A 23,307-nucleotide genomic window follows, 5' to 3' on the forward strand; every position below is an offset into this window, starting at 1 on the left:
CCCGGACCCATCCCGAACCCGGAAGCTAAGCCTGCCAGCGCCGATGATACTACCCAACACGGGTGGAAAAGTAGGACACCGCCGAACACAAATTAAAGCCCTCGGCCCTCCAATTTCGATTGGGGGGCCGAGGCATTTCCATTGCAGAATCAATCGAATAGAGCAGGCGCAGTTCGACTTTTCTCCAAAGCCAGCAACGCCCTTTTACGGTCGATTCCGCCGCCATATCCAGTTAGGCCGCCGTTCGATCCAATTACGCGATGGCACGGGACGATGATGCCGATTGGGTTGTGCCCATTCGCCAAGCCGACGGCGCGAAACGCTGCTGGCGTTCCGATCTGACGTGCGATCTCGCCGTACGACCGCGTTTCACCGTAGGGAATGGTCAGCAGCGCCTCCCACACCTTCCGTTGAAATGCTGTGCCGACGAGGTCCAGATCAACGTCGAATTCGGTCAACTCACCGGCGAAGTACGCCTCCAGTTGGTCGACTGCCTCAGAGAACGCGTCGTCGTCGGGTACCCAGCCGTCACGACTCGGCTCGTAGGTTTGGTCGACCATCCGTAGATGCATCAACCTGCCCTGTTTGCCCGCAAGCGTCAGCTTCCCAACCGGACTGTCCATCGACCGAAACAGCACTTGTCCCATTACTTCTCCTTCGGCGGCCACACGTTGACCGCGTGATCTAGGGCCGTCCAAAGATGCTGGGTGGCATACGACCGCCACGGCCGCCACGGCGCACTGCGTCGGTTCAGCAGGCGGACGTCGTCGGGCAGGCCAAGTTGCTTGGCCGCCAACCGGACACCGAGATCGCTCGCCGGGAATGCGTCGGGGTCTCCGAGGCCCCGCATCGCGATCACCTCGGCAGTCCACGGACCGACGCCCGGCAATTCGAGCAGTTGTTCGCGCGCCCGCTCCCAGTCGCAGCCGGCGTCGAGTACCACATCGCCGTTGGCCATTGCCGCGATCAGCGTCACCAGCGACCGTTGTCTGGACCTCGGAAACGCGAGGTGGGCTTGATCGATCTCAGCGAGGTGTTCGACAGCCGGAAAGACAAGTGACAGACCGCCGTTCGGGTCGGCGACCGGTTGCCCGTAGGACAACGCGATGCGACCGGCATGAGTACGCGCGGCTTTGAGCGACACCTGCTGTCCGAGTAGCACGCGGATGGCCAGTTCCTGCTCGTCGACGGTTCGCGGGATTCGCTGACCCGGCGCCTTCGCCACCAGGGCGGTGAGGTCGGGGTCGGCGCTCAATGCGTCGACGACGGCTTCCGGATCGGCGTCGAGGTCGAGCAGGCGGCGGCATCGCGCGATCGCCGTCGACAGATCGCGGAAATCGTCCAACACCAGCTGACATTGCACATGGTCGGGATGCGGTGTGAGACTGGCGATTCCGTTCCCGCTGGGCAGACGCATCGTGCGCCGATACGCGCCGTCGCGCACTTCTTCGACGCCGGGCACCGCGCTGGCGGCAAGGTGGCCGAACAGTCCTTCGTACGCGAACGGCGTGCGTACCGGCAGCCGCAACGACAATGCCCCCCTGGCGCCGGCGTCGTCAGGTCCGAAACGGGTCCGTTGGCGCAGGGTGGTCGGCGTGAGGTCGAACACCATCCGCACCGTGTCGTTGAACTGCCGGATGCTCGAAAAGCCCGCCGCGAAGGCGACATCGCTGAATGGCAGCTCTGTGGTCTCGATGAGCAGCCGAGCCGTCTGGCTGCGTTGTGCTCTTGCGAGCGCGAGCGGATTGGCACCGACCTCGGCCTGCAGCAGCCGCTCGAGTTGACGGGTGGTGTAGCCGACCCGCGCCGCCAGCCCGGTTACGCCCTCACGGTCGACGGTGCCGTCGGCGATCAGCCGCATCGCCCTCGCCACAACGTCTCCGCGAACATTCCACTCCGGCGAACCCGGCGACGCGTCGGGTCGACAACGCTTGCAGGCGCGAAAACCAGCGTGCTGCGCGGCGGCGGCCGTCGGGTAGAACCGCATGTTGCGCGCGAATGGAGGCCGCACGGGGCAACTGGGCCGGCAATAGATTTTCGTGGTCAGCACAGCGGTGACGAACCAACCGTCGAACCGCGCGTCCTTGGACTGGACGGCCCGATAGCAGCGGTCGAAATCATTGTGCATGCATCGACAATTACACGAGCCCACCGACATCACTGGCGGAAAAACGACATCGTCGTGACCTGCTTCCGTCAGCGGGCTATGGGCCAGCCTTTGTTCGGCCTAAAAGCCGGCGGGATCGCGCGCCGGCCTGCCCGCACGGCGCAAGTGCATGACCGCGGCCAGTTCACCGCAGGGTGTTGAGGAAGTTGCGGGTGAGGCTGGCGACCATATCGGGGGCTTCGTCGAGGGCGAAGTGGCCGGCATCAATCACGTGGACCTCGGCACCAGGTACGTCGCGCCGGTAGGCATGCGCCTCGGCTTCCTCAAACGACGGGTCGTAGCGGCCCCAAACGACCAGGAGCGGTGGTTGGGTCTCGCGTAGCCACTGCTGCCAAACCGGATAGCTCGCCACGTTGGTGCGGTAGTCGTAGAAGAGATCGGCCTGGATGTCTTGCTGACCGGGACGGCTGAGGAACGCGAGTTCGTCGGTCCAGAGGTCCGGGTCGTAGCGGTCCGGATGGGGGCTGTTGCCAACGTGTCGTTGCCGCGTCGCGGCAGGGGAGAAGAAGTTCTGCCGAAGCGCTTCTTCGTGGCTCGAGCGGTCGGACCAAAAGGCTCTGCGCGTTTGCCAGAGCGGGCCGAGGCCGTCCTCATGGCACACCGCGTTCTGTACGACGAGCGCCCTCAGTCGATCCGGCCGACGCACCGCAAGCCGCATGCCCACCGGGCCGCCGTAGTCCTGGACGACAAGTGAATAGGAGTCGAAATCCACTGCGTCAGTTAACCGTTCGATGTAGTCCGTGATTCGATCGAACGTGTAGCTGAAACGATGTGCCGGCGGTGCATCACTGTGACCGAATCCGGGATAGTCTGGGGCGACCATACGGTAGCGGTCGGCCAGCCGGTCGATCAGCGGTTGCCACATCCTCGACGATGACGGGAACCCGTGCAGCAGAAGGACGGCCGGCGCATCGGATGGCCCCGCCTCCCGGTAGAACACGTTCAGGCCGTCGATGTCGACAGTCTGGTACCGAGTCGTAGTCATCCCGCTAGAGGTTACCGCTGGACGCCGCCGTCGAGTTCGCAGAAGATTCCCAGCTGGCCCGCAGCACTTGGGGGTCCAAGCGATATCACAATCATTTGTCAGGCGTATTCAGTTTTAGGAGTTTGCAGATGGTTGATCGTCGACGGGTGACTGTGGCTGGCGGTGCCGTATTGATAGCGGTGGCCGCGTTGACCGCGGCCTGCGGCACGAGTGGTAACCAAGCGCCCACTACGACGACGACAACGACGACAACAACCACCACTTCCCCACCGCCGACCAGTGCCCCGGTGGCGCCGACGGAAAAGAGCATCAACCCGACTGGCGGGAACCTGTTCACTCCGCCGGTGGTGGCGCCCCCGGCGCCAACGGAACCTCCTGGTGTTCATCGCAACAAATAGCGGCGTCTGCGCCCGAAATTAGGAGCAATACATGACTTCTCGGCGGATCACGGTAGCGGGCGGCTCCGTGCTGATTGCGGTGGCCGCGTTGACCGCGGCCTGTGGCTCGAGCAGCAACCAGGCGCCCACATCGACCACCACAACGACAACGACCACCACCACGACCCCTGCGACACCGCCTGCTACCGCGCCGGCGGCGCCCACCGAGAAGAGCATCAATCCGACTGGCGGGAACCTCTTCACACCTCCGGTCGTCGCCCCCGGGGCCCCGACGGTTCAACCAGGTCAGCACCCAGGAATCAACGGAATCAGCTAAGACCGACGGGGGAACCTGAATAGCGTCAGGGCGAGAAGGAACGACGTCACGAGGTTATAGGCGCTAAGTGCGCCGTAGAGAAAGCTGTCGCGTGGATCGAAGCCGAGTACTCCCGGTGCGTGGTGCGCGACCTTGAACGCGCAAACCACGGTCAATACCGCCCACCCGAAAGCTGTGAGACCGCTGAACAGAAGAGCCGCCCGCGGACCGAGGCAGGCCAGCAACGCCAGCGTGCCCATCACCAGCAGGAGCGCGGCATGCGACGGCGTCACCTTGAGGCCAAGCATCGGCATGCCGTCGGCTCCAAAACGCGCGTATCCCATCGACGAGGCCAGCGCCACCCCGCCCAACACCCCGATCACCAGCCCCTCGACCGTCAACAAGCCTCGACCGACACCCGAGCGCCTGGCTACTCGCTCGGAGGCGTTCGGTGCTCCTGGCAGCTGTATGCCTAGGGCACGCTCGTGCCGATCGACAGCCGCGGTATGGCGAACAACGCCTCCAACATCGCCCACGGGTCCAAGCGTGCCCCTGCGCGACGAGTTATGGGTTCAACACAAGCGGATTCGCAGCGGATACGGTGCAAGTCCACAACTAGACATGCGGGGGCGGGGTTGCACCCCCGTAGAGCGCCCTAGGTAGGGTCAACGTCGATGCACGCCCGAATCAAGCAAACGGTAGCGGCCGCGATCCTGGCGGCCGTCGCCGCAACCGGCTGCAGCTCGCAGTCACATCCGGAGACGTCGATCACGGTGTTCGCGTCCTCGGCGATGATCAAGAGTTTGACGGCGATCGGCAAACAATTCGAGACCGAAAACCCCGGCACAGAGGTTGAGTTCATCTTCTCGGGTTCGTCGGATCTTTCCGCGGAATTGTCGGGCGGCAATGTGGCAGATGTCTTTGTCTCGGGTGACCACGAGAACATGGCCACCGTGGCAAACGCCGGCCTGATTGCTGCTCCTCCGGTTCCCATTGCGGCGAACAGCTTGGTGATCGCCACAGCGCCGGGCAACCGCTCGCATATCGCCTCCTTCGCGGACCTGCGCCGTCCGGACGTACGTGTGGCGGTGTGTGGCGTTCCAGGCGCCTGCGGAGCGGCCACACGTCAAATCGAAGAGCACAGTGGTGTTCAGCTTCACCCTCAGTACAGCGACACGACAGACATCGACGTACTCAGGGACGTTTCGACAGGGAAGGCCGATGCGGGCCTCGTGTTCCAGCCCGATGCGATGAGTAGCGGGGACAGCGTGTCATGGTTCGCATTTCCGGAGTCTGCGGGTGCGGAGGTCACGTCATGGATTGCGCCCGTCAAGGACTCGCAGCAGGAAACACTTGCCGGCAAGTTCATTCAGGACGTCACAGGGCCAGCTGGCCGAAAAGTCTTCGCAGAAGCGGGATTTACCGAACCCAAAGAGAAATTCGAAGGGTAGTGGATCAACCGCCTCGAGGCGGCCCACCGTAACCAGTGGCCGCCCCGAGTGTTTCTGAGGTTTACAGCGGGATCCACTGGCCGAGGAACCAGAATCCCCAACCGTGTCCGTCGCCTGCAGGCACCGGGTAAACCTGCTGCCCATTCCAGTTGAATGGCTGGTGGTCGAATCGGCCCTGATCGACACCGCGATTGTGCCAGTCGACAGGACCAGGACCGCCACGGTCGTCGCGGTGGTCTCCGCACGATGGTTGGCCTGGATGATCGCAACCCCACGGGTCTGCATTCGCGGTGCCCAGGCCGAGACCCAGCAGACCGGCAGCCCCAATTGCGGCCGCTACGGCCGATGCAGACAACGCTCGCTTGAAAGTCATTCCTCACTCCATTTCTCGTCGAAGTGGCCGAAGTTGCCACACGACATGACGTTAAAGAGCTCACGTTGTGTTGCTCTGTGCTAACCGTGTGTGCGCGCTGTGCAAGCGGTAACAGATCGACAACCGTTTGCTCTCAACGGGATTGAGTGCACAGACAGGCGTAGCCATCGAGGTACTCGACGTCATCGCGGATGAGTCGTGCCATCCAACGCGCGCTATCTGCGAGGCGAATGCTCGGTATGGCCGCAATGCCGACTTCGGCGAGGCGGCGACGAGAGGCGTCGACGATCTGCGGGCAGCGACAGTGTTTACGCCCACAGGCCCGCGAGTAGATCAGTGGGGGGTTCGTGGACACCGTCGAGTTATGTTCCGTCGCGAAGTCGATGCGCCGCAATGGACTCGGGACCAGACGGCGCGTGATCTGCGGCACACACCTTGCGCGGCGTGCACCAGCGACAAGTCGGTGCCCACGTGCGGGCGTGTGGCTGCATCGCCGCGAATGGAAGCGGATTGCCAGCTGTCGTACAACCGTTTTCAAGCACGCGCGCGTCCTGGGGCGGATTAGGGGTGTGTTGTGAATAACACCTTGGGGCGCTGCGTGTTTAGGGACATTGACCGTTGTTCACACACCCGGCCGCCGCCGATGCCTTCAACGTAGGTGAAGCGAACGACGTTGCCTCGGTCGTGGCCGGTGGGGCTGCCGTCGCCGTCGCTCCCATGCTCATCGCGGTCGGATCGAGCTTCATCGCTGGAACCACTGGGGATACGAAGGTTCCCCCAGTAGCTGAATCTCCTGACCCACCAGCGACATTGCTCGGTGTGGGATTGTCAGGGTGGGTGGCGACCAAGACGGTTGCTGTCAGGACCGCGGCCATGCCGAATCCTGCCGAGAACCGGGTAAGTCGTTGACTTTTCATCGATTACCTCCAGAATGAGCTCAAAACCGTTTGTACGTCGGCTCTTGGTGAACATCAATCGAACTGTGCATTTCCCATCCGACGGTCAGCCAACCTCATCCGTAGTCACAGCTGGTTTTAACCGTGCTTAACGTGTTGGGAGGCAGCATTGTTCTATGAGATCGTCAATTGTGATCGTGGCAGTCGTTGGCGCGATGTTCCTCGGAGGCGGTGTGGCTGAGGCGTCGTCGCAGCCCGACGTCGTGGGACAGAAGTACAGCGACGCCTCGTCGGCCCTGTCTTCAGCTGGTCTGTCGGTGGTGGTGTCGACAACGGTCGGGGACACCGTTGACCGGTCTGACTGTGTCGTCACACGGCAGCAAAGCAGGACAGAGCCCGCGCCGGAGAACACCAGCGCGTCACCGACAAACCAGGTGCTCCTTGCGCTGAACTGCGGGGCGCCGGTTGCGTCTGCGACGACGTCCGGCAATTCCCTGGCCAGTCCTGAGGGGAGGGCAGCGGCGGCGGCCGCCTCGAAGTCGTCTGGCGGCTAACCGCTAGACCGGTAGCGCAAGGCGCGTGGGCTCGTCGAGGCCCCGTAGGGTGACGGTTTCTCCGAAAGTCCAGTGCCGACACTCGGTTTCGCCGGCGTTCTGCACCGTATCCGAGGAGGCGAGCAGATGGTCCGGTGTGGACTTGGACAGTTCACAGAGCCTCGCGGCCTCGTTCACCGGCTCCCCGATGACCGTGTACTCGAAACGTTCTTGCGCTCCGACGTTTCCGGCCACCGCCACACCTGACGCGACACCGAGTCCGGCCTCACACTCCGGCACTTCTTGGCGGATCCGTCGGACGATCGCGCGACCGGCGGCGAGCGCTTCGTCTTCAGGGCTGTCGAGCCGGTTTGGAGCGCCGAAGACGGCCAATGCGCCGTCGCCCTCGAATTTGTTCACAAAGCCGTGATGGCGGTCGACTTCCTCGACGATGACCCCGAAGAACCGGTTCAGCAGGTTGACCACCTCGGTCGCGGGTCGGCCCGCGACCAACTCAGTCGAGCCGATGATATCGACGAAAATCACTGCGACATGGCGCTCTTCGCCGCCCAGCTCGAGTCGCTGCTGCTCCGCGGCAGCCGCGACCTCACGCCCAACGTGGCGGCCGAACAAGTCACGAATTCGTTCACGTTCTCTCAGCCCATGGACCATGGTGTTGAATCCGCGCTGCAACTCGCCGAGTTCGGTGCCGTCGAAAACCACCACGTTGCAGTCGAGATCGCCTCGCTCGACGTGTTTGAGTGCCGAGCGGACTACACGCACCGGGGTCGCCGTGAGCCACGACACGATCCACATCAAAGTGAAGCCGACGAGCAGCGCGACGATCGCCAGGATCCATACGGCGAGAGCGAATTGACGCTCGGTCAAATTCTGCAGCGCGACAGCGAAAACGGCGAGCAAGGCGATCCCTACGACTGGTAATGAGGCGAGAAACCACACCAGCATCAGTCGGCCCATGATGCCCGCTGTGAGCCGGCGCGGGGGTGGTCCTGCTTCGAGTGCCTGCGCCGAAACCGGTCGCAACGCGAACTCGGTGAGCAGATATGAGGCGGTGGCGACGACGACGCCCGCGAAACTGGTGGTGAAGAGGAAGCGCGGGATGAATGCCGTGTTCTGCAGTCCGTACAGCGTGGTGAAGAGCACTGTCCCGACACCCCACAGGAACAGGTGGGCCCGTGCCACTCGCCACGCTGCCAGGAAGGTGTTGAGCTGATCTTCGCGCGTCGGTGTGCGATCCTCGATCGCCCAGCGCAATGCGTTGACGGTCCTGTGGGTGATCCACAATGTGCCGATCAGCAGCGCCAGCACGATGTACGCCGGGCACACCACCCACGTGACCCAAAACGGTGCGTCGCCGAAGACGCTTGGCACTGGAAACGCAACGGTGACCAGCAGCAGCGCAGCGCCGATGCCGATGAAATTGGCCACCAGAATGAACACCGTCAGGATCACTTGGATTCGGACCCGTCGGCGCGCCTGGCTTTCACTCGACTTGCCGAGCAGCCAGGAGCCGTAATCGGGCGTATCGGGCAACCGGCCGCTCTGCCGCGTCAGCCTCTCCAGGACCCGACCCAGTCTGCGCGCAACGCTCATCGTGCCTCAGCCTAGATCGGCGGTACCTGTGCTTAAGGTATTCGGGTGCGTCTCGTGATCGCCCAGTGCACCGTTGACTACGTCGGGCGGCTCACCGCCCACCTGCCGTCCGCCCGGCGATTGCTGCTGTTCAAGGCCGACGGGTCGGTCAGCGTGCATGCCGATGACCGGGCCTATAAGCCGCTGAACTGGATGAGCCCGCCCTGCTGGCTGTCGGAGCAGCTCGACGGGCCTGCGCCGGTGTGGGTGGTCGAGAACAAGGCGGGCGAGCAATTGCGGATCACGGTCGAGGACATCGAGCACGACTCCACCCACGAGCTCGGTGTCGACCCGGGGTTGGTGAAGGACGGCGTCGAGGCGCACCTGCAGGCGCTGCTGGCCGAGCACGTCGAACTGCTCGGCAGCGGCTACACGCTGGTGCGCCGCGAGTACATGACCGCCATCGGTCCTGTCGACTTGCTCTGCCGCGACGAAGAGGGCCGCTCGGTCGCGGTGGAGATCAAGCGGCGCGGCGAGATCGACGGTGTCGAACAGCTCACCCGCTACCTCGAGCTGCTCAACCGTGACACGCTGCTGGCACCCGTCGCCGGGGTCTTCGCTGCCCAGCAGATCAAGCCGCAGGCTAGAACGCTCGCCGTTGATCGTGGGATCCGTTGTGTGACTTTAGATTACGACGCGATGCGCGGTATGGACAGCGACGAGTTCCGGCTGTTCTGACACACTGGTGGCATGCCCCGGCGCCGCCCCCTACCTCGCAGGCAACGGCCCTTGGCGCCGCTGCCGCAGAGTCGCCGAATCGAAATCGGGCCGGACGGCTACGAATACGAAGTCAGGCCGATCCCGGCCGCGCGGGCATCAAAGACCTATCGCTGCCCGGGATGCGATCACGAGATACGCTCGGGCACAGCACATTTGGTGGTGTGGCCAGCGGATGGCGGCGAGCACGCGGGCGATGCCCGGCGGCATTGGCATACGCCGTGCTGGACGAACCGGGCCACCCGCAGCCCGACGCGGAGACGGAGCTAGTCGGACGACGATCGAGCGGCCCACGGGGCCGCGTTGAGGAGTCCGACGATTGGAGTTAGTCGGACGACGATCGAGCGGCCCGCGGGGCCGCGTTGAGGAATCCGACGATAGGTGCTAGTCGGACGCGGCAGGCTCGACGAGTTCGACCAGCACGCCGCCGGCATCCTTGGGGTGGATGAAGTTGATCCGGGAATCAGCGGTGCCGCGACGGGGCGCGTCGTACAGCAAGCGGATACCCTGTTCGCGCAGTCGCTCGCTCAACGCATCGATGTCGCTGACGCGGTAGGCCAATTGCTGGATGCCCGGACCGCGCTTGTCGAGAAACTTCGCGATGGGGGACTGCTCGTTCAGCGGCGACATTAGCTGGATCTGCGCGCTGCCGACCGGAGCGCCCCGCACGGACAGCATCGCCTCGCGCACGCCCTGGTCTTCGTTGACCTCTTCGTGCAGGACAATCATGCCGAGGTGGTCGTGGTACCACTTGATCGCGACGTCGAGATCCGCGACCGCGATGCCGACGTGGTCGATTGCTGTGATTAAGGCCGTCGCGACGATCGGTCGCGCATCAACCTGCTCGGCAGTCATAACGTAAAGGTAACCTAACGACCTCGGTTTCGATACTGCGGTCCTGACGGATAGCCTTTTGGGAGCCGCTCGAAACTCGCTTGGAGGATTGATGACGACGTCGGTGATTGTTGCTGGAGCCCGTACGCCGGTTGGCAAGTTGATGGGTTCGCTGCGCGACCTCTCGGGCACCGACCTGGGCGCGATCGCCATCGCCGGCGCGTTGGAGAAGGCCAAGGTGCCTGCCTCGCTCGTCGAGTACGTGATCATGGGCCAGGTGCTGACCGCGGGGGCGGGACAGATGCCCGCGCGGCAGTCCGCCGTCGCCGCGGGCATCGGCTGGGACGTGCCTTCGCTGACCATCAACAAAATGTGCCTGTCCGGGATCGACGCGATCGCGTTGGCCGATCAGCTCATCCGGGCGGGTGAATTCGACGTCGTGGTGGCCGGTGGTCAGGAGTCGATGACCAAGGCTCCACACCTGCTGATGGACAGCCGCGCCGGCTACAAGTACGGCGATGTCACCGTGCTTGACCACATGGCATACGACGGTCTGCATGACGTCTTCACCGATCAGCCGATGGGCGCGCTGACCGAACAGCGTAACGACGTCGATCAGTTCAGCCGTGCCGAGCAGGACGAGTTCGCCGCCCAATCTCACCAAAAGGCCGCTGCCGCATGGAAAGACGGCGTGTTCGCCGACGAGGTGGTGCCGGTGAAGATTCCTCAGCGCAAGGGCGATCCGCTGGAGTTCAGTGACGACGAGGGCATCCGCGCCAACACCACCGCCGAATCGTTGGCTGGTCTCAAGCCTGCGTTCCGCAAGGACGGCACCATCACCGCGGGTTCGGCGTCACAGATCTCCGACGGCGCCGCCGCCGTGGTCGTGATGAACAAGGCCAAGGCGCAGGAACTGGGCCTGACCTGGCTGTGTGAGATCGGCGCGCACGGCGTCGTCGCTGGCCCCGACTCCACCCTGCAGTCGCAGCCCGCGAACGCCATCAAGAAGGCCATCGCCCGCGAAGGCATCTCCGTCGACCAGCTCGACGTCATCGAGATCAACGAGGCGTTCGCGGCGGTCGCGCTGGCGTCGACGAAGGAACTCGGTGTCGATCCGGCGAAGGTCAACGTCAACGGCGGGGCCATCGCGATCGGCCATCCGATCGGCATGTCTGGCGCCCGGATCACCCTGCACGCGGCCCTTGAACTGGCACGACGCGGTTCCGGCTACGCGGTGGCCGCACTGTGCGGTGCCGGCGGGCAGGGCGATGCTTTGATCCTGCGCGCCGGCTAGCTCTCTACGACGCGACGTAGTAGCTGGGGTGTTTCTCCGGCACAATGGCGTCATGACACCCGCATTCGACCTTCGATCCGCGGTCGGTTGGTTCCGGTTGATCGCTTTGGCGGAAGCCGTGAGCTGGGCTGGTCTGCTGGTCGGCATGTATTTCAAGTACCTGGGCACGCCCCGAACCGAAATCGGCGTCAAGGTGTTCGGGATGGCGCACGGGCTGGTCTTCATCGGCTTCGTGGTGGCAGGCTTGCTGGTCGGAATCGCCCACAAATGGGCGGCGCGGACATGGTTGCTGGCGTTGCTGGCGAGCATCGTGCCACTGGGTAGTGTGATCTTCCTCATATGGGCAGATCGGACCGGCCGAATCGGGGTCGCGGAGCCTGCCTCGGCGATCGTGCAACCGGGACGGCGCGCACCGGAAACGACGTGACAAACTTGGGAGCGTGAGTCGTCCACGTCCTCCTATCGCGGCCTCCATGGCCGGTGCAGTTGACCTATCAAGCCTCAAGCAACGACCGGCGCCATCTGGCGAAGGCGGTGCCGGCGCGGCTCAGCCTGCCGGCGTCGAGATCACCGAAGCCAACCTCGAAGCCCAGGTGCTGGTCCGGTCCAGTCAGGTGCCCGTCGTGGTGTTGCTGTGGTCGCCCCGCAGTGAGGCCAGCGCGCAACTCGGCGACATCCTCGGCCAGCTGGCGGCCGCCGACGGCGGCAAGTGGTCCCTGGCCACGGTGAACGTCGACACAGTGCCGCGGGTGGCGCAGATGTTCGGCGTGCAGGCTGTCCCGACTGTGGTGGCATTGGCCGCAGGACAGCCGATTTCGAGCTTCCAGGGCGTGCAGCCACCCGACCAACTGCGGCGGTGGGTCGACTCGCTGCTGAACGCGACGGCGGGCAAGCTCGGCGGCGGCGAGGGCGACGAACCCGAGCAGGTCGACCCCGAACTTGCCAAGGCCCGTGAGCATCTTGACAACGGCGACTTCGATGCGGCGTTGACGGCATATCAGGCCTTGCTCACGGCGAACCCGAACCACGCGGAGGCAAAAGGCGCGGTGCGTCAGATCGGCTTCCTGCAGCGGGCTACGTCACGCGCGCCCGGCGCGGTCGTTGCCGCCGACGCCAAACCCGACGACATCGAATTGGCGTTCGCGGCCGCTGATGTTGACATCCTCCAGCAGAACGTGGCGGCGGCGTTCGATCGCCTGATCGGTTTGGTCAAGCGGACAACCGGTGATGACCGCACCAAGGTCCGAACCCGGCTGATCGAGCTGTTCGACCTGTTCGACCCGGCCGACCCCGAGGTCATCGCGGGCCGGCGCAAGCTCGCGAACGCGCTCTACTAGTCGCGAGCAGACGCAAAACTGACCATTTTTCGCGGAAATAGGGCAGTTTTACGTCCGCTCGTGCTGGAGATCAGACGGGTTCGAACCACAGCGCGGCCAGCGGCGGCAGCACCATCACTGCCGACGCGGGCCGGCCGTGCCATGGCTCGTCGGTGGCCTCCACCGCGCCGTAGTTGCCGATGCCCGTGCCGTTGTAGATGTCGGCGTCGGTGTTGAGCACTTCGCGCCACATACCGGCATGCGGCAGGCCCAGACGGTAGCGGGTGTGCTCGGCGCCGGAGAAATTGAACACGCACGCCAGCATCGAGCCGTCGTCGCCGAAACGCAGGAAACTCAACACATTGTTGGCCGAGTCGTTGGCGTCGATCCACGAATAGCCCTCGGGGCGGGTGTCTTGCGACCACAGCGCACGACGGCTGCGGTAGATACCGTTCATGTCCTGCATCAGCCGCAAAATCCCGCTGGAGAAGCTGCTCTCGTCGAGCTGATACCAGTCGACGCCGCGTTCCTCCGACCACTCGGCACGCTGGCCGAACTCCTGACCCATGAACAGCAGCTGCTTACCCGGATGCGCCCACTGGTAAGCCAACAGGCCACGCAGTCCGGCCGCCTTCACGTGGTCGTTGCCCGGCATCCGGCCCCACAGCGTGCCCTTGCCGTGCACCACCTCGTCGTGGCTGATCGGCAGCACGAAGTTCTCGCTGTACGCATACAGCATCGAGAAGGTGATCTCGTGGTGGTGGTAGCTGCGGTGAATCGGGTCGCGCTTGATGAACTCCAGCGTGTCGTTCATCCAGCCCATGTTCCACTTCATCGAAAAACCAAGGCCGCCGAGGTTGGTCGCTCGAGTAACGCCGGGCCACGACGTTGACTCCTCGGCGACTGTCACGACGCCCGGCGCCACCTTGTGCACGGTGGCGTTCATCTCCTGGAGGAACTGCACGGCTTCAAGGTTCTCGCGTCCGCCGTACACATTCGGCGTCCAGCCGCCCTCCGGGCGCGAGTAGTCAAGGTAGAGCATCGACGCAACGGCATCGACGCGTAGTCCGTCGATGTGGAACTCCTGCAACCAGTACAGCGCGTTCGCGACGAGGAAGTTGCGTACCTCGGCCCTACCGAAGTCGAATACGTAGGTACCCCAGTCCAATTGCTCACCGCGGCGAGGATCGGAGTGTTCGTAGAGGGCGGTTCCGTCGAAGCGGCCGAGCGCCCACGCGTCCTTCGGGAAGTGCGCGGGCACCCAGTCCATGATCACGCCGATGCCTGCCTGATGAAGGCGATCCACCAGATAGCGAAAATCGTCCGGACTCCCAAGGCGCGAAGTCGGCGCGTAGTAGGACGTGACCTGATAGCCCCATGAACCGCCGAAGGGGTGTTCGGCCACAGGCATCATCTCGACATGGGTAAAACCGTGGGACACCACGTATTCGGTGAGCTCGTCGGCCAGCTGCCGGTAGCTCAGCCCCGGCCGCCACGACATCAGGTGCACCTCGTAGGTGCTCATCGGCTCGAACACCGGGTTCTGGCCCGCGCGTCGGGTCATCCAGTCGGAGTCGCTCCACGTGTAGCAACTCTGCGTCACTTTCGACGCCGTGTGCGGCGGCACCTCGGTGGCGAACGCCATCGGGTCGGCCCGCTCGGTCACCGCGCCGTCGGCGCCGTGGATCCGGAACTTGTACAGCCCGCCGACCTCGAAACCGGGCCAGAACACCTCCCACACACCTGTCGACCCGAGTGCCCGCAACTGCGCCTCGTTGCCGTCCCAGTGGTTGAACTCGCCGATCAGGCTGACGCCCTTGGCATTCGGCGCCCACACCGCGAACGATACGCCTTCCACCACACCATCTGGGGTGGTGAAACTGCGCGGGTGCGCTCCCAGAATTTCCCACAGTCGCTCATGACGGCCCTCGGCGAAAAGGTGCAGATCCATTTCCCCGAGCGTCGGCAGGAAGCGATATGCGTCGGCGACGGTGTGCGTGTGCGTCGCGCCGTCGGCGGCGGGGTAGCTGACCTCGAGGCGATAGTCCACCAGGTCGGTGAATGGCACAGCGACCGCGAACAGGCCGGACTCGATGTGTTGAAACACGTAGCGTTCGCCACCGATGAGTGCCACGACTTCCGCCGCATGCGGACGATATGCGCGAAGCACGGTGTGATCGCCGTATTCGTGAGCACCCAGAACTGAATGTGGATCGTGATGCTCACCGGCCAGCAGGCGGTTGAGATCCGCTGTATGGGGTCGAAGGTGCGGGCTCGTGAGTTGGTTGGTCTGTGTCATCTGTCACTCCCTACGCAGCAGATCGAGTCGTTGTTCGGTCGGTACCTGAGGCATGTTCAACACGTGGGCGACCGCGCGTGCCGGATCGATGCGAACGTAATTCGATTGGCCCCACTGATATTCGTCGCCGGTGATCTCGTCACGCACCCAGAACCGGTCGTAGGGCTCCATGCCCAGCGCGCCCATGTCCAGCCAGAGCGTGGCCTCCTCGGGGCCGAACGGGTTGAGCGTCACCACGACCAGCACCTGATCGCCGGTGACCGGGTCGAACTTGCTGTAGGCCAACAGTGCATCGTTGTCGGGGTGGTGGAACTTGATCGTCCGCAGCTCATGCAAGGCCGGATGCACACGACGAATCTCGTTGAGCCGCGTCAAGAATGGCTCCAGTGATTCACCGTCGGCCAGCGCGGCATCGAAGTCGCGTGGCCGAAGTTCGTACTTCTCTGAGTTGAGGTATTCCTCGCTGCCCTCGCGCACCGGCCGGTGTTCGAACAGTTCGTAACCCGAATACACACCCCATGACGAGCCCATGGTCGAGGCCAATACGGCACGGATCGCGAACATGCCCGGTCCGCCATGCTGCAGGCTCTCATGCAGGATGTCGGGTGTGTTGACGAACAAGTTGGGCCGCGCCTCGTCAGCGTGCTCGGCGATCTGCTGGCCGAATTCCGTCAGCTCCCACTTCGCGGTGCGCCACGTGAAATACGTGTAGGACTGCGTGAAACCCAGTTTGGCCAGCCCGTAGAGTCGCGCAGGCCGGGTGAACGCCTCCGAAAGGAACAGCACGTCGGGGTCGGAGTTCTTCACCTCGCCGATCAACCAGGTCCAGAAGTTCGGCGGCTTAGTGTGCGGGTTGTCGACGCGAAACACTTTGACGCCGTGCGAGATCCAGAACCGCATCACCCGAAGTACCTCCTGGTAGAGGCCCGCGGGATCGTTGTCGAAGTTCAGCGGGTAGATGTCTTGGTACTTCTTGGGCGGATTCTCCGCGTACGCGATCGTGCCGTCGGGCAGCACGGTGAACCACTCCGGATGGTCACGCGCCCACGGATGATCAGGTGCACACTGCAGGGCCAGATCGATCGCCACTTCCATGCCGTTGTCATGCGCGGCCGCGACGAAGTCGTCGAAATCCTCGATGGTGCCCAGTTTGGGATGGATCGCGTCGTGGCCGCCCTCATCGCTGCCGATCGCCCACGGTGACCCGACGTCGGTAGGTGCGGCGGTCACACTGTTGTTGCGGCCCTTGCGGTGCACCTTGCCAATCGGATGAATCGGGGGCAGGTAGACGACGTCGAAGCCCATTTTGGCCACGCGGGACAGTTCTTTCGTGGCGGTGGCAAAGGTGCCGTGGACCGGATTGCCCTGCGCGTCCCAGCCACCGGTCGACCGCGGAAAGAACTCGTACCACGAGCTGAACCGCGCCAGTGGGCGGTCCACCCACACGCCGTATTGCTGTCCGCGCGTGACCAATTCGCGCAAGGGATACAGCTCGAGCACCTCGGCCACCTCGGGCGACAGCGCAGCGCCCGCCCGGGTGAACGGATCTCCAGGTGTCTGTAACCGCGCCGCCGCATCGATCAGCGGGTAGCGATGCTGGCGCGGGGCGCCGGTGGCGGCGCGCTCGAGCAGCTTCGCGCCGACCAGCAGGTCGTTGTTCAGCTCGGTTTCGCTCTGACCCGCATCCAGCTTCGCCGTGACGTTCTTACGCCAGGTCGCGATCGGATCGCCCCAGCCGTCGACGCGGAACGTCCACAACCCGACACTGTCGGGACTGAACTGGCCGTGGAACACGTCCGGTGTCCGGCCCATCGTCATCGGCAGCAGCTGCGGCTTTATCCGCGGCGCGGGGCTGACCACCTTTTCGATCGGGACAGCCTCGGCCGGTTTGGCCAAGCCGGGCGGGTCCGCAATCAGCTTGGGATACGCGCTGCCGTGGTATCGCACCACCAGCGTGGCGGCCACCGCATCGTGGCCTTCGCGCCACACTGTCGCCTTGACGGGCACGATCTCGCCCACCACCGCCTTGGCCGGATACCGTCCGTCCGATACGACGGGTTCGACGTCGTCGATGCCGATACGACCGGCCACCCCATCACTCCTTACACTGGCGCGGCCGTGACGCCCATGCGGCCGCTGTGCGTGTCGTCTGGTTTCGAATCGGTGCCTCTTGGATCCTCAGCGCCCTATACCCACCGTAGTGGCCAGCCGAACCCAACGGAGGTGAAGCGATCGCCCGCCGCACTGCGGTCAGCGGATTAGTCAGTAAGGTTGAGTCGCGTGAAAGCACTCCGCCGGTTCACGGTCCGCGCTCATCTACCCGATCGTCTGACTGCGCTCGAACGCCTTTCGATCAACCTGCGTTGGTCCTGGGACAAGCCGGCCCAGGACCTGTTCGCCGCCATTGATCCGGAACTGTGGAAGCAGGTCGGCTGCGATCCGGTCGCGCTGCTGGGGCAGGTCGCCCCGAAGCGCCTCGACGAGCTCGCCGTCGATGAATCCTTCGTGCACCGCCTGGACGCGCTGGCTGCAGACCTGGACAATTACCTGACCAAACCGCTGTGGTACCAGCAGGAGCAGAACCAGGGGGCGCAGCTCCCCCACGGCATCGCGTACTTCTCCATGGAGTTCGGGGTCGCCGAAGTGCTGCCCAACTACTCGGGTGGGTTGGGCATTTTGGCCGGCGACCACCTCAAATCCGCGTCCGATCTCGGGCTGCCTTTGATCGCGGTCGGGTTGCTGTACCGCTCCGGATACTTCCGGCAGTCGCTGACCGCCGACGGCTGGCAGCATGAGAGCTACCCGTCACTGGACCCGCAGGGGTTGCCGCTGCGGCTGCTGACCGACCGCGCGGGCGACCCGGTGTTGGTCGAGCTGGCGATGCCGGACTCCAATCAGCTGCGGGCCCGCGTCTGGGTCGCGCAGGTGGGCCGAATTCCGTTGCTGCTGTTGGACTCCGACATCCCGGAGAACGACCACGAGCTGCGTGGAGTCACCGATCGGCTCTACGGCGGAGACCAGGAACACCGCATCAAGCAGGAGATCCTGGCCGGCATCGGCGGCGTGCGCGCGATCCGGGCCTACGCCGAGCTGGAGGGTCTGCCCGCGCCCGAGGTGTTCCACATGAACGAGGGTCACGCCGGTTTCCTCGGCGCGGAGCGCATCCGTGAACTGATCGACGCCGGCCTCGACTTCGACACCGCGCTGACGGTGGTGCGGTCGTCGACCGTGTTCACCACGCACACCCCGGTACCGGCGGGCATCGACCGGTTCCCGGTGGAAATGGTCAAGCGCTACTTCGGCGGCTCGGCGGACGGTCCGGCCGGGGAGATGTCGCGGTTGTTGCCCGGGGTTCCGCTGGACCGGATCATCGCGTTCGGCGCCGAGGAGGACCCGGCGATGTTCAACATGGCGCACATGGGCCTGCGGCTGGCGCAGCGCGCCAACGGGGTGTCGTCGTTGCATGGACGCGTCAGCCGGTCCATGTTCAACGAGTTGTGGCCGGGCTTCGACCCCGGCGAGGTGCCGATCGGCTCGATCACCAACGGGGTGCACGGTCCGACGTGGGCGGCGCCGCAGTGGCTCGAACTCGGCCGCGAGCTGCTCGGCAGCGAGGATCTGGGACCGCTGACCGAGCCGGACACCTGGCAGCGGCTGCAGCAGGTCGACACCGGTCACATGTGGTGGATCCGCTCACAGTTGCGGGAAGCCCTTGTCAACGACGTACGTGGCCGGCTCCGTCGGTCGTGGCTGGACCGCGGAGCATCAGAGGCCGAACTCGGCTGGATCGCAACGGCTTTCGATCCTGACGTGCTGACCATTGGGTTCGCCCGACGGGTGCCGACGTACAAGCGGCTGACCCTGATGCTTCGCGACCCGGTCCGGCTCGAGCGACTGCTCCTCGACGAAAAACATCCGATTCAGCTGATCGTTGCCGGCAAGTCGCACCCCGCCGACGACGGCGGCAAGGCGCTGATCCAGCAGGTGGTGAAGTTCGCCGATCGTCCGGAGGTGCGCCACCGCATCGCGTTCCTGCCCGACTACGACATGTCGATGGCCCGGCAGCTGTATTACGGCTGCGACGTCTGGCTGAACAATCCGCTGCGTCCGCTGGAGGCCTCGGGAACGTCGGGCATGAAGAGCGCTCTCAACGGTGGCCTCAACCTGTCCATCCGCGACGGCTGGTGGGACGAGTGGTACGACGGCGAGAACGGCTGGGCCATACCGACCGCGGACGGGTTGCTCGACGAAGGCCGTCGCGACGACATCGAGGCCGCGGCGTTGTACGACTTGATCGAGCAGTCGGTGGCGCCGAAGTTCTACGACCGCGACGAGCACGGTATCCCGACGCGCTGGGTGGAGATGGTGCGCCACACGCTGATGGTGCTGGGGCCCAAGGTGCTCGCGTCGCGCATGGTGCGCGACTACACGGAGAAGTACTACGCACCGGCGGCGCAGTCGTTGCGCAGGACCGTCGAACCCGGCGTCGACGGCGAGCCGTTCGGCGCTGCGCGCGAGTTGGCCGCCTATCGGCAGCGGGCACAGGAGGCGTGGCCGAAGATCCAGATCACCGACGTCGACAGTTACGGCCTTCCCGACACGCCGCTGCTGGGCTCGGAGTTGACGCTGACAGCGACGGTGCAGCTGGCCGGCCTGCGGCCCGACGAGGTGGTGGTTCAGGCGGTGCTCGGCCGGGTGGACGCCAGCGACGCGCTGGTGGACCCGGTCACGGTGCCGATGGCCCACACCGGCACGGCCGACGGCGGCAACGAGGTGTTTTCGACGACCACGCCACTGCCGGTGGCAGGTCCGGTCGGATACACGGTGCGGGTGCTGCCGCACCACCCGTTGTTGGCAGGCGACAACGAGCTCGGCCTCGTCACGCTGGCGTGAGTGCCCTCAAGGTCGCCGTGGACGGCGGCCCGTACGCGCTTGCCCTTGGCCCGGATAAGGCGATGTGGGTGACGTTGGTGCACGCGGGCGCGATAGCCCGGGTGGCCAACGACGGCGAGGTCACGGTGTATCCGATCGATCCGCAGTCGCGGCCGTCGCTCATCACTTCAGGACCCGATGGCGCGATGTGGTTCACCCGCACGGGCGACGACCGTATCGGCCGCATCACGATGGCAGGCGAGTCGACGGCGTTCGAGCTGGGGGAGGACACCGGGCCTTACGGCATCACGACGGGCGCGGACGGGGCGCTGTGGTTCACGGCCATGACATCGGGTGAGATCGGCAGGATTTCGGTCGACGGCGAGTTGTCGGGTCAGACGGCGGTCGGCGGCGCACCGGCGATGATCGTGGCCGGTCCCGACAACGCGCTCTGGTTCACGCTCAACCAGGGCAATGCGATCGGCCGGTTCTCGGTCGCGGACGGGCTGACGGTCCGCGAATTGCCAACGGCGGCGGCGGGTCCCGTCGGGATCGCCGCGACTCACGACGACGCGGTGTGGTTCACCGAGATACAAGCCTCCAAGCTCGGCCGTATCCCGATGGACGACGCGATCCAAGAGATGGAGCTCGCAGGCAAGCCGCATGCGGTCCTCGCCGATCCCGACGACGGGGTGTGGGTGAGTCTGTGGGGCGCCGACCAGATCGCGCGCGTCAGCGGCGACGGCTCAGAGGTCGTCACCATCGACCTTCCTGCCGGCAGCGAGCCGCACGGCTTGGCCATCGGCCCCGACGGCGCACCGTGGGTGGCACTCGAATCGGGCTTCGTGTTGCGAATGCCCACCTGAAACGGTCCGATCACGCTCGGATAAAGACTGGCCGACATGCGGCTTGCCTTCCGGGCACGCAATTCGGCAGCCAAGTAATGATCCAAGGCGGAATGTGCTTCGGCCGAGGAGGGCTGAGCTGTGCTGGTTCGTCCGGTGGCCGCGCTGGTCGTCTGTGCGTTGGTGTGCGCATCGGCCGCGCCACCCGCGTCTGCCGACCCCGCGACCGAAGCCGTCGCGGCAGACGCGGCTACGCCGGTCGATGACGGCAGGGTGGACTCGTCGCCGCCGGCGACCACCAACGCACCCGACGGGTGGACGCAGACGGTGTCGGCGAAGGATGAGACCCAACGGGTCATCGCGCCCCTGACAACGGCGGTCTCGTCGCGCGAATACCAGGTCGGTGGCATCTACAGCGGTTCGTTGTCAGGACCCGAGGAGGCCGACCCGCCGGAAGGCACTCTGGAGGTCGGCTACCAGATCGGTTGCGGCATCGACATGAGTACGTCGAACGGTGTCACCTTGACCGGATCTGCCGGCGTCACGCCTTCGCTCGGCCTCGGTGGCGTCGACGTGGCGTCCCTGCTGCCCGAAGGTTTGGTTCCTGTTGTGCTGACACCGGTTACGGGCGGTTTGGCGATCGCGTTGAAACCCGGCATCGTCAACGTTGTTCCGGTGACCAAGAAGCAGTTCCGCGGCTTCGACCCCTGGATACTGATCGACGGGTTCCGCATCAAGATCGACGGCTGCGTCGGCGAATCCTTTATCCGCTCGTACTCGTTCCTGACCCGGTCGACGGATGTGTCGGACGTCGTCACCGCGTGGTACGGCGTGACGAAGAAGGTCTAGTTCGTCGGCGAGATCGGCGTCCGGCGCAATCCGCGTCGCACTGTGCGCCTGAATGTGCGTTTCGGCGTTCAGGGGAAGCGCTTGAAGCAGCGGTCCTCGTCGCCGAGCACGCCGACCCGGAACGCGTCGATCCGCGAAAAGCCAGATGGCACCGACTCGCCGTTGACGTCGCTGGCGGCCAGGCCGTTGGTCAGGATGCCTGACACCGCCTCGTCGACGTCACCGGCGGTGAGCGCGATGGTGTTGCCGTCGGGCGTGGTGATGGTCTTCGACATCTTGACCGTCGCCACACCGGTGAGGCATGCGGTGCGCAGTGCGGCCTCGGCGTTGTCGAGAACGACGCCACCGCGCGCCCGCTGCAACGCCTGCATGTAGCGCGACACGAGCACCGAATAGGCGGTGTTGTCCCCGCTGGCCAAGCCGACGCCGTTCTCGCTGTCGGCTTGCGCGCCCATCGCCTCGAGTTCGTCGAGGTCGACGACGATCGTGTTGGTGGCGGGACAGTACGATGCAGGCGGGCTTGGCCTGGCGTTGGGGCACCCCTTCGCGTCGGCGGCCTTGAAGCTCAGTTTCGGCGGGTTGGCAGGCGCGAACACGATGCCCATAGCATCGACGATCGACCGCGCCGACTCCTCGGTGATCGGCAGTTCCCCGGTCTCATCCTCTGGTAGCAGCACAGGCAGATCGCCGCGGCGCTGGCCGATCTCCCGCATGTCGATCGCGGCGCACGCCGATGGTCCATCGGTGAAGCCGAACTGGAACGCCGAAAGCCTCTCGAACGCCGAACCATGTTCGTCGACACCGGCTTCCGGGTCACCCTCGGCGAAAAGTGGGTCGCGGAACGCGATCACCGCCGCCAGTACGGTGTTCAGTCCCTCGCCGGTGGACAGCGTGAACCGCGGTGACTTGTCCTCGGCCACCCACCGCATGTACCCACCGGCGAAGCAGTCGGCCTGCTGCTCTTTGACCAGGGTCGGGGTGCCCTTCTTGTTGACGGCGGCCTGATGCTGTACGGCGTGACCGTATTCGTGGGCCAGTACCATCGTGACGCCCATGTCTCCGTAAGCCTTTCGCAACGCGGGTAGCAATTCGCCCCGGTCCCAGCCGATCGTGTCGTCGTCATAGCAGAACGCGGCGTTGACAATTCCGTAGGTGTCCTCGCCGCAGAACGATGTACCGTCGAAACCGTTTGCGTCCCAAGAGATCAAGGCCTCGACAGGGGTGAATTCGCCCTTGAAGGTGTCGCCGTACATCTGGCCCCAGTAGTCCTCGATGTCGCTGACGGCGCTGGCGGCCAGCTTGTCGATCTTTCCGTTGTCGGTGCCTTCGACCTCCCGCACGTCGCCCTTCGGATCGGGTCGCAGCCCGGTGGGTCCGTCGGTGGCGGGCATGCCTGCGACGTGGAACGGGTCGTCGAATACCGAGACCGCTTTGCCCTGAAGGGTTGTGGTGCATGCGGGAAGCGCCAGCACGGTGCAGGCCGCGACCACGGCACCCGCGAACCGGCGTCGTCCCATGATCGCAGCTTAA

22 protein-coding genes and 1 rRNA gene are annotated in these 23,307 nt (G+C 64.8%); 12 read left to right on the plus strand and 11 right to left on the minus strand.

Annotated elements, in window-relative coordinates:
• Positions 1-87 (plus strand): 5S ribosomal RNA (rrf, locus tag ACGFK1_RS16995); the annotation flags it as partial.
• Between the two features lie 62 nt (positions 88-149).
• On the opposite strand, the gene ACGFK1_RS17000 is transcribed toward rrf, so the two are convergent.
• From ACGFK1_RS17000 to ACGFK1_RS17010, 3 genes are all read right to left on the minus strand, one after another.
• Complete coding sequence (locus tag ACGFK1_RS17000) at positions 150-647, minus strand: methylated-DNA--[protein]-cysteine S-methyltransferase (protein WP_393431285.1); 498 nt, start codon at positions 645-647, stop codon at positions 150-152.
• Positions 647-2,128, minus strand: coding sequence for an AlkA N-terminal domain-containing protein (locus ACGFK1_RS17005; protein ID WP_393431287.1), 1,482 nt, complete (start codon positions 2,126-2,128; stop codon positions 647-649). The genes ACGFK1_RS17000 and ACGFK1_RS17005 overlap by 1 nt, the downstream gene beginning before the upstream one ends.
• 163 nt (positions 2,129-2,291) lie before the next feature.
• Positions 2,292-3,152 (minus strand): alpha/beta fold hydrolase, encoded by an 861-nt coding sequence (locus ACGFK1_RS17010; RefSeq protein ID WP_393431290.1) that lies wholly within the window; start codon positions 3,150-3,152, stop codon positions 2,292-2,294.
• Positions 3,153-3,280: 128 nt separating this feature from the next.
• Between ACGFK1_RS17010 and ACGFK1_RS17015 the strand changes: the two genes are divergently transcribed.
• Positions 3,281-3,550 carry a hypothetical protein gene (locus tag ACGFK1_RS17015; RefSeq protein ID WP_393431293.1) on the plus strand — a complete coding sequence of 90 codons (270 nt, stop codon included), beginning with the start codon at positions 3,281-3,283 and terminating at the stop codon, positions 3,548-3,550.
• An 18-nt stretch (positions 3,551-3,568) separates the two neighbouring features.
• On the opposite strand, the gene ACGFK1_RS17020 is transcribed toward ACGFK1_RS17015, so the two are convergent.
• Positions 3,569-3,793: a hypothetical protein gene (locus tag ACGFK1_RS17020; RefSeq protein ID WP_393431295.1), complete on the minus strand. Its 225-nt coding sequence runs from the start codon at positions 3,791-3,793 to the stop codon at positions 3,569-3,571.
• A gap of 69 nt (positions 3,794-3,862) precedes the next feature.
• Positions 3,863-4,246 (minus strand): hypothetical protein, encoded by a 384-nt coding sequence (locus ACGFK1_RS17025; protein WP_393431298.1) that lies wholly within the window; start codon positions 4,244-4,246, stop codon positions 3,863-3,865.
• A 273-nt stretch (positions 4,247-4,519) separates the two neighbouring features.
• Here ACGFK1_RS17025 and modA point away from each other — a divergent pair, with 273 nt between their 5' ends.
• Positions 4,520-5,296 carry a molybdate ABC transporter substrate-binding protein gene (gene modA / locus ACGFK1_RS17030; protein ID WP_393431301.1) on the plus strand — a complete coding sequence of 259 codons (777 nt, stop codon included), beginning with the start codon at positions 4,520-4,522 and terminating at the stop codon, positions 5,294-5,296.
• A 61-nt stretch (positions 5,297-5,357) separates the two neighbouring features.
• Here modA and ACGFK1_RS17035 read toward each other — a convergent pair whose 3' ends face one another.
• Positions 5,358-5,669 carry a hypothetical protein gene (locus ACGFK1_RS17035; RefSeq protein ID WP_393431304.1) on the minus strand — a complete coding sequence of 104 codons (312 nt, stop codon included), beginning with the start codon at positions 5,667-5,669 and terminating at the stop codon, positions 5,358-5,360.
• A 1,072-nt stretch (positions 5,670-6,741) separates the two neighbouring features.
• On the opposite strand from ACGFK1_RS17035, the gene ACGFK1_RS17040 reads away from it, so the two are divergent.
• Positions 6,742-7,119 (plus strand): PASTA domain-containing protein, encoded by a 378-nt coding sequence (locus ACGFK1_RS17040; protein ID WP_393431306.1) that lies wholly within the window; start codon positions 6,742-6,744, stop codon positions 7,117-7,119.
• A gap of 3 nt (positions 7,120-7,122) precedes the next feature.
• Here ACGFK1_RS17040 and ACGFK1_RS17045 read toward each other — a convergent pair whose 3' ends face one another.
• On the minus strand, positions 7,123-8,712 hold the full coding sequence (locus ACGFK1_RS17045; protein WP_393431309.1) for an adenylate/guanylate cyclase domain-containing protein: 1,590 nt from the start codon (positions 8,710-8,712) through the stop codon (positions 7,123-7,125).
• A gap of 45 nt (positions 8,713-8,757) precedes the next feature.
• Here ACGFK1_RS17045 and nucS point away from each other — a divergent pair, with 45 nt between their 5' ends.
• Positions 8,758-9,429 (plus strand): endonuclease NucS, encoded by a 672-nt coding sequence (nucS, locus tag ACGFK1_RS17050; protein ID WP_393431311.1) that lies wholly within the window; start codon positions 8,758-8,760, stop codon positions 9,427-9,429.
• A 12-nt stretch (positions 9,430-9,441) separates the two neighbouring features.
• Entirely contained in the window at positions 9,442-9,738 is a 297-nt protein-coding gene (locus ACGFK1_RS17055) for a hypothetical protein (RefSeq protein WP_393431314.1), read from the plus strand.
• Between the two features lie 114 nt (positions 9,739-9,852).
• Here ACGFK1_RS17055 and mce read toward each other — a convergent pair whose 3' ends face one another.
• A complete protein-coding gene (mce, locus tag ACGFK1_RS17060; protein WP_393431316.1) occupies positions 9,853-10,323 on the minus strand; it encodes a methylmalonyl-CoA epimerase in 471 nt (156 codons plus the stop codon).
• A gap of 91 nt (positions 10,324-10,414) precedes the next feature.
• Here mce and ACGFK1_RS17065 point away from each other — a divergent pair, with 91 nt between their 5' ends.
• The 3 genes from ACGFK1_RS17065 to ACGFK1_RS17075 are packed head-to-tail and all read left to right on the plus strand — an operon-like array spanning position 10,415 to position 12,933.
• Positions 10,415-11,596 (plus strand): acetyl-CoA C-acetyltransferase, encoded by a 1,182-nt coding sequence (locus ACGFK1_RS17065; protein WP_393431318.1) that lies wholly within the window; start codon positions 10,415-10,417, stop codon positions 11,594-11,596.
• Positions 11,597-11,648: 52 nt separating this feature from the next.
• Positions 11,649-12,023 (plus strand): DUF3817 domain-containing protein, encoded by a 375-nt coding sequence (locus ACGFK1_RS17070; protein ID WP_393431321.1) that lies wholly within the window; start codon positions 11,649-11,651, stop codon positions 12,021-12,023.
• Positions 12,024-12,036: 13 nt separating this feature from the next.
• Positions 12,037-12,933, plus strand: coding sequence for a tetratricopeptide repeat protein (locus ACGFK1_RS17075; protein WP_393431324.1), 897 nt, complete (start codon positions 12,037-12,039; stop codon positions 12,931-12,933).
• A 70-nt stretch (positions 12,934-13,003) separates the two neighbouring features.
• Here the strand turns inward: ACGFK1_RS17075 and glgB are convergent, their stop codons facing one another.
• Together glgB and ACGFK1_RS17085 are read right to left on the minus strand one after the other, a co-directional pair.
• Positions 13,004-15,211 carry a 1,4-alpha-glucan branching protein GlgB gene (gene glgB / locus ACGFK1_RS17080; RefSeq protein WP_393431327.1) on the minus strand — a complete coding sequence of 736 codons (2,208 nt, stop codon included), beginning with the start codon at positions 15,209-15,211 and terminating at the stop codon, positions 13,004-13,006.
• A gap of 3 nt (positions 15,212-15,214) precedes the next feature.
• Positions 15,215-17,302: an alpha-1,4-glucan--maltose-1-phosphate maltosyltransferase gene (locus ACGFK1_RS17085; RefSeq protein WP_393431331.1), complete on the minus strand. Its 2,088-nt coding sequence runs from the start codon at positions 17,300-17,302 to the stop codon at positions 15,215-15,217.
• A 189-nt stretch (positions 17,303-17,491) separates the two neighbouring features.
• Here ACGFK1_RS17085 and ACGFK1_RS17090 point away from each other — a divergent pair, with 189 nt between their 5' ends.
• The 3 genes from ACGFK1_RS17090 (at position 17,492) to ACGFK1_RS17100 (ending at position 21,777) form a co-directional block, all read left to right on the plus strand.
• Complete coding sequence (locus tag ACGFK1_RS17090) at positions 17,492-20,104, plus strand: glycosyltransferase family 1 protein (protein WP_393431334.1); 2,613 nt, start codon at positions 17,492-17,494, stop codon at positions 20,102-20,104.
• 62 nt (positions 20,105-20,166) lie between these two features.
• Complete coding sequence (locus ACGFK1_RS17095) at positions 20,167-20,949, plus strand: virginiamycin B lyase (RefSeq protein ID WP_393432327.1); 783 nt, start codon at positions 20,167-20,169, stop codon at positions 20,947-20,949.
• Positions 20,950-21,069: 120 nt separating this feature from the next.
• Positions 21,070-21,777 (plus strand): MspA family porin, encoded by a 708-nt coding sequence (locus ACGFK1_RS17100; RefSeq protein WP_393431336.1) that lies wholly within the window; start codon positions 21,070-21,072, stop codon positions 21,775-21,777.
• A 68-nt stretch (positions 21,778-21,845) separates the two neighbouring features.
• Here ACGFK1_RS17100 and ACGFK1_RS17105 read toward each other — a convergent pair whose 3' ends face one another.
• Positions 21,846-23,294, minus strand: a complete 1,449-nt coding sequence (locus tag ACGFK1_RS17105) for a neutral zinc metallopeptidase (protein ID WP_393431339.1) — start codon at positions 23,292-23,294, stop codon at positions 21,846-21,848.
• Positions 23,295-23,307 lie beyond the last annotated feature (13 nt).

The organism is Mycobacterium sp. NPDC048908 (genome assembly GCF_043197955.1).
Taxonomy (GTDB): Bacteria; Actinomycetota; Actinomycetes; order Mycobacteriales; family Mycobacteriaceae; genus Mycobacterium.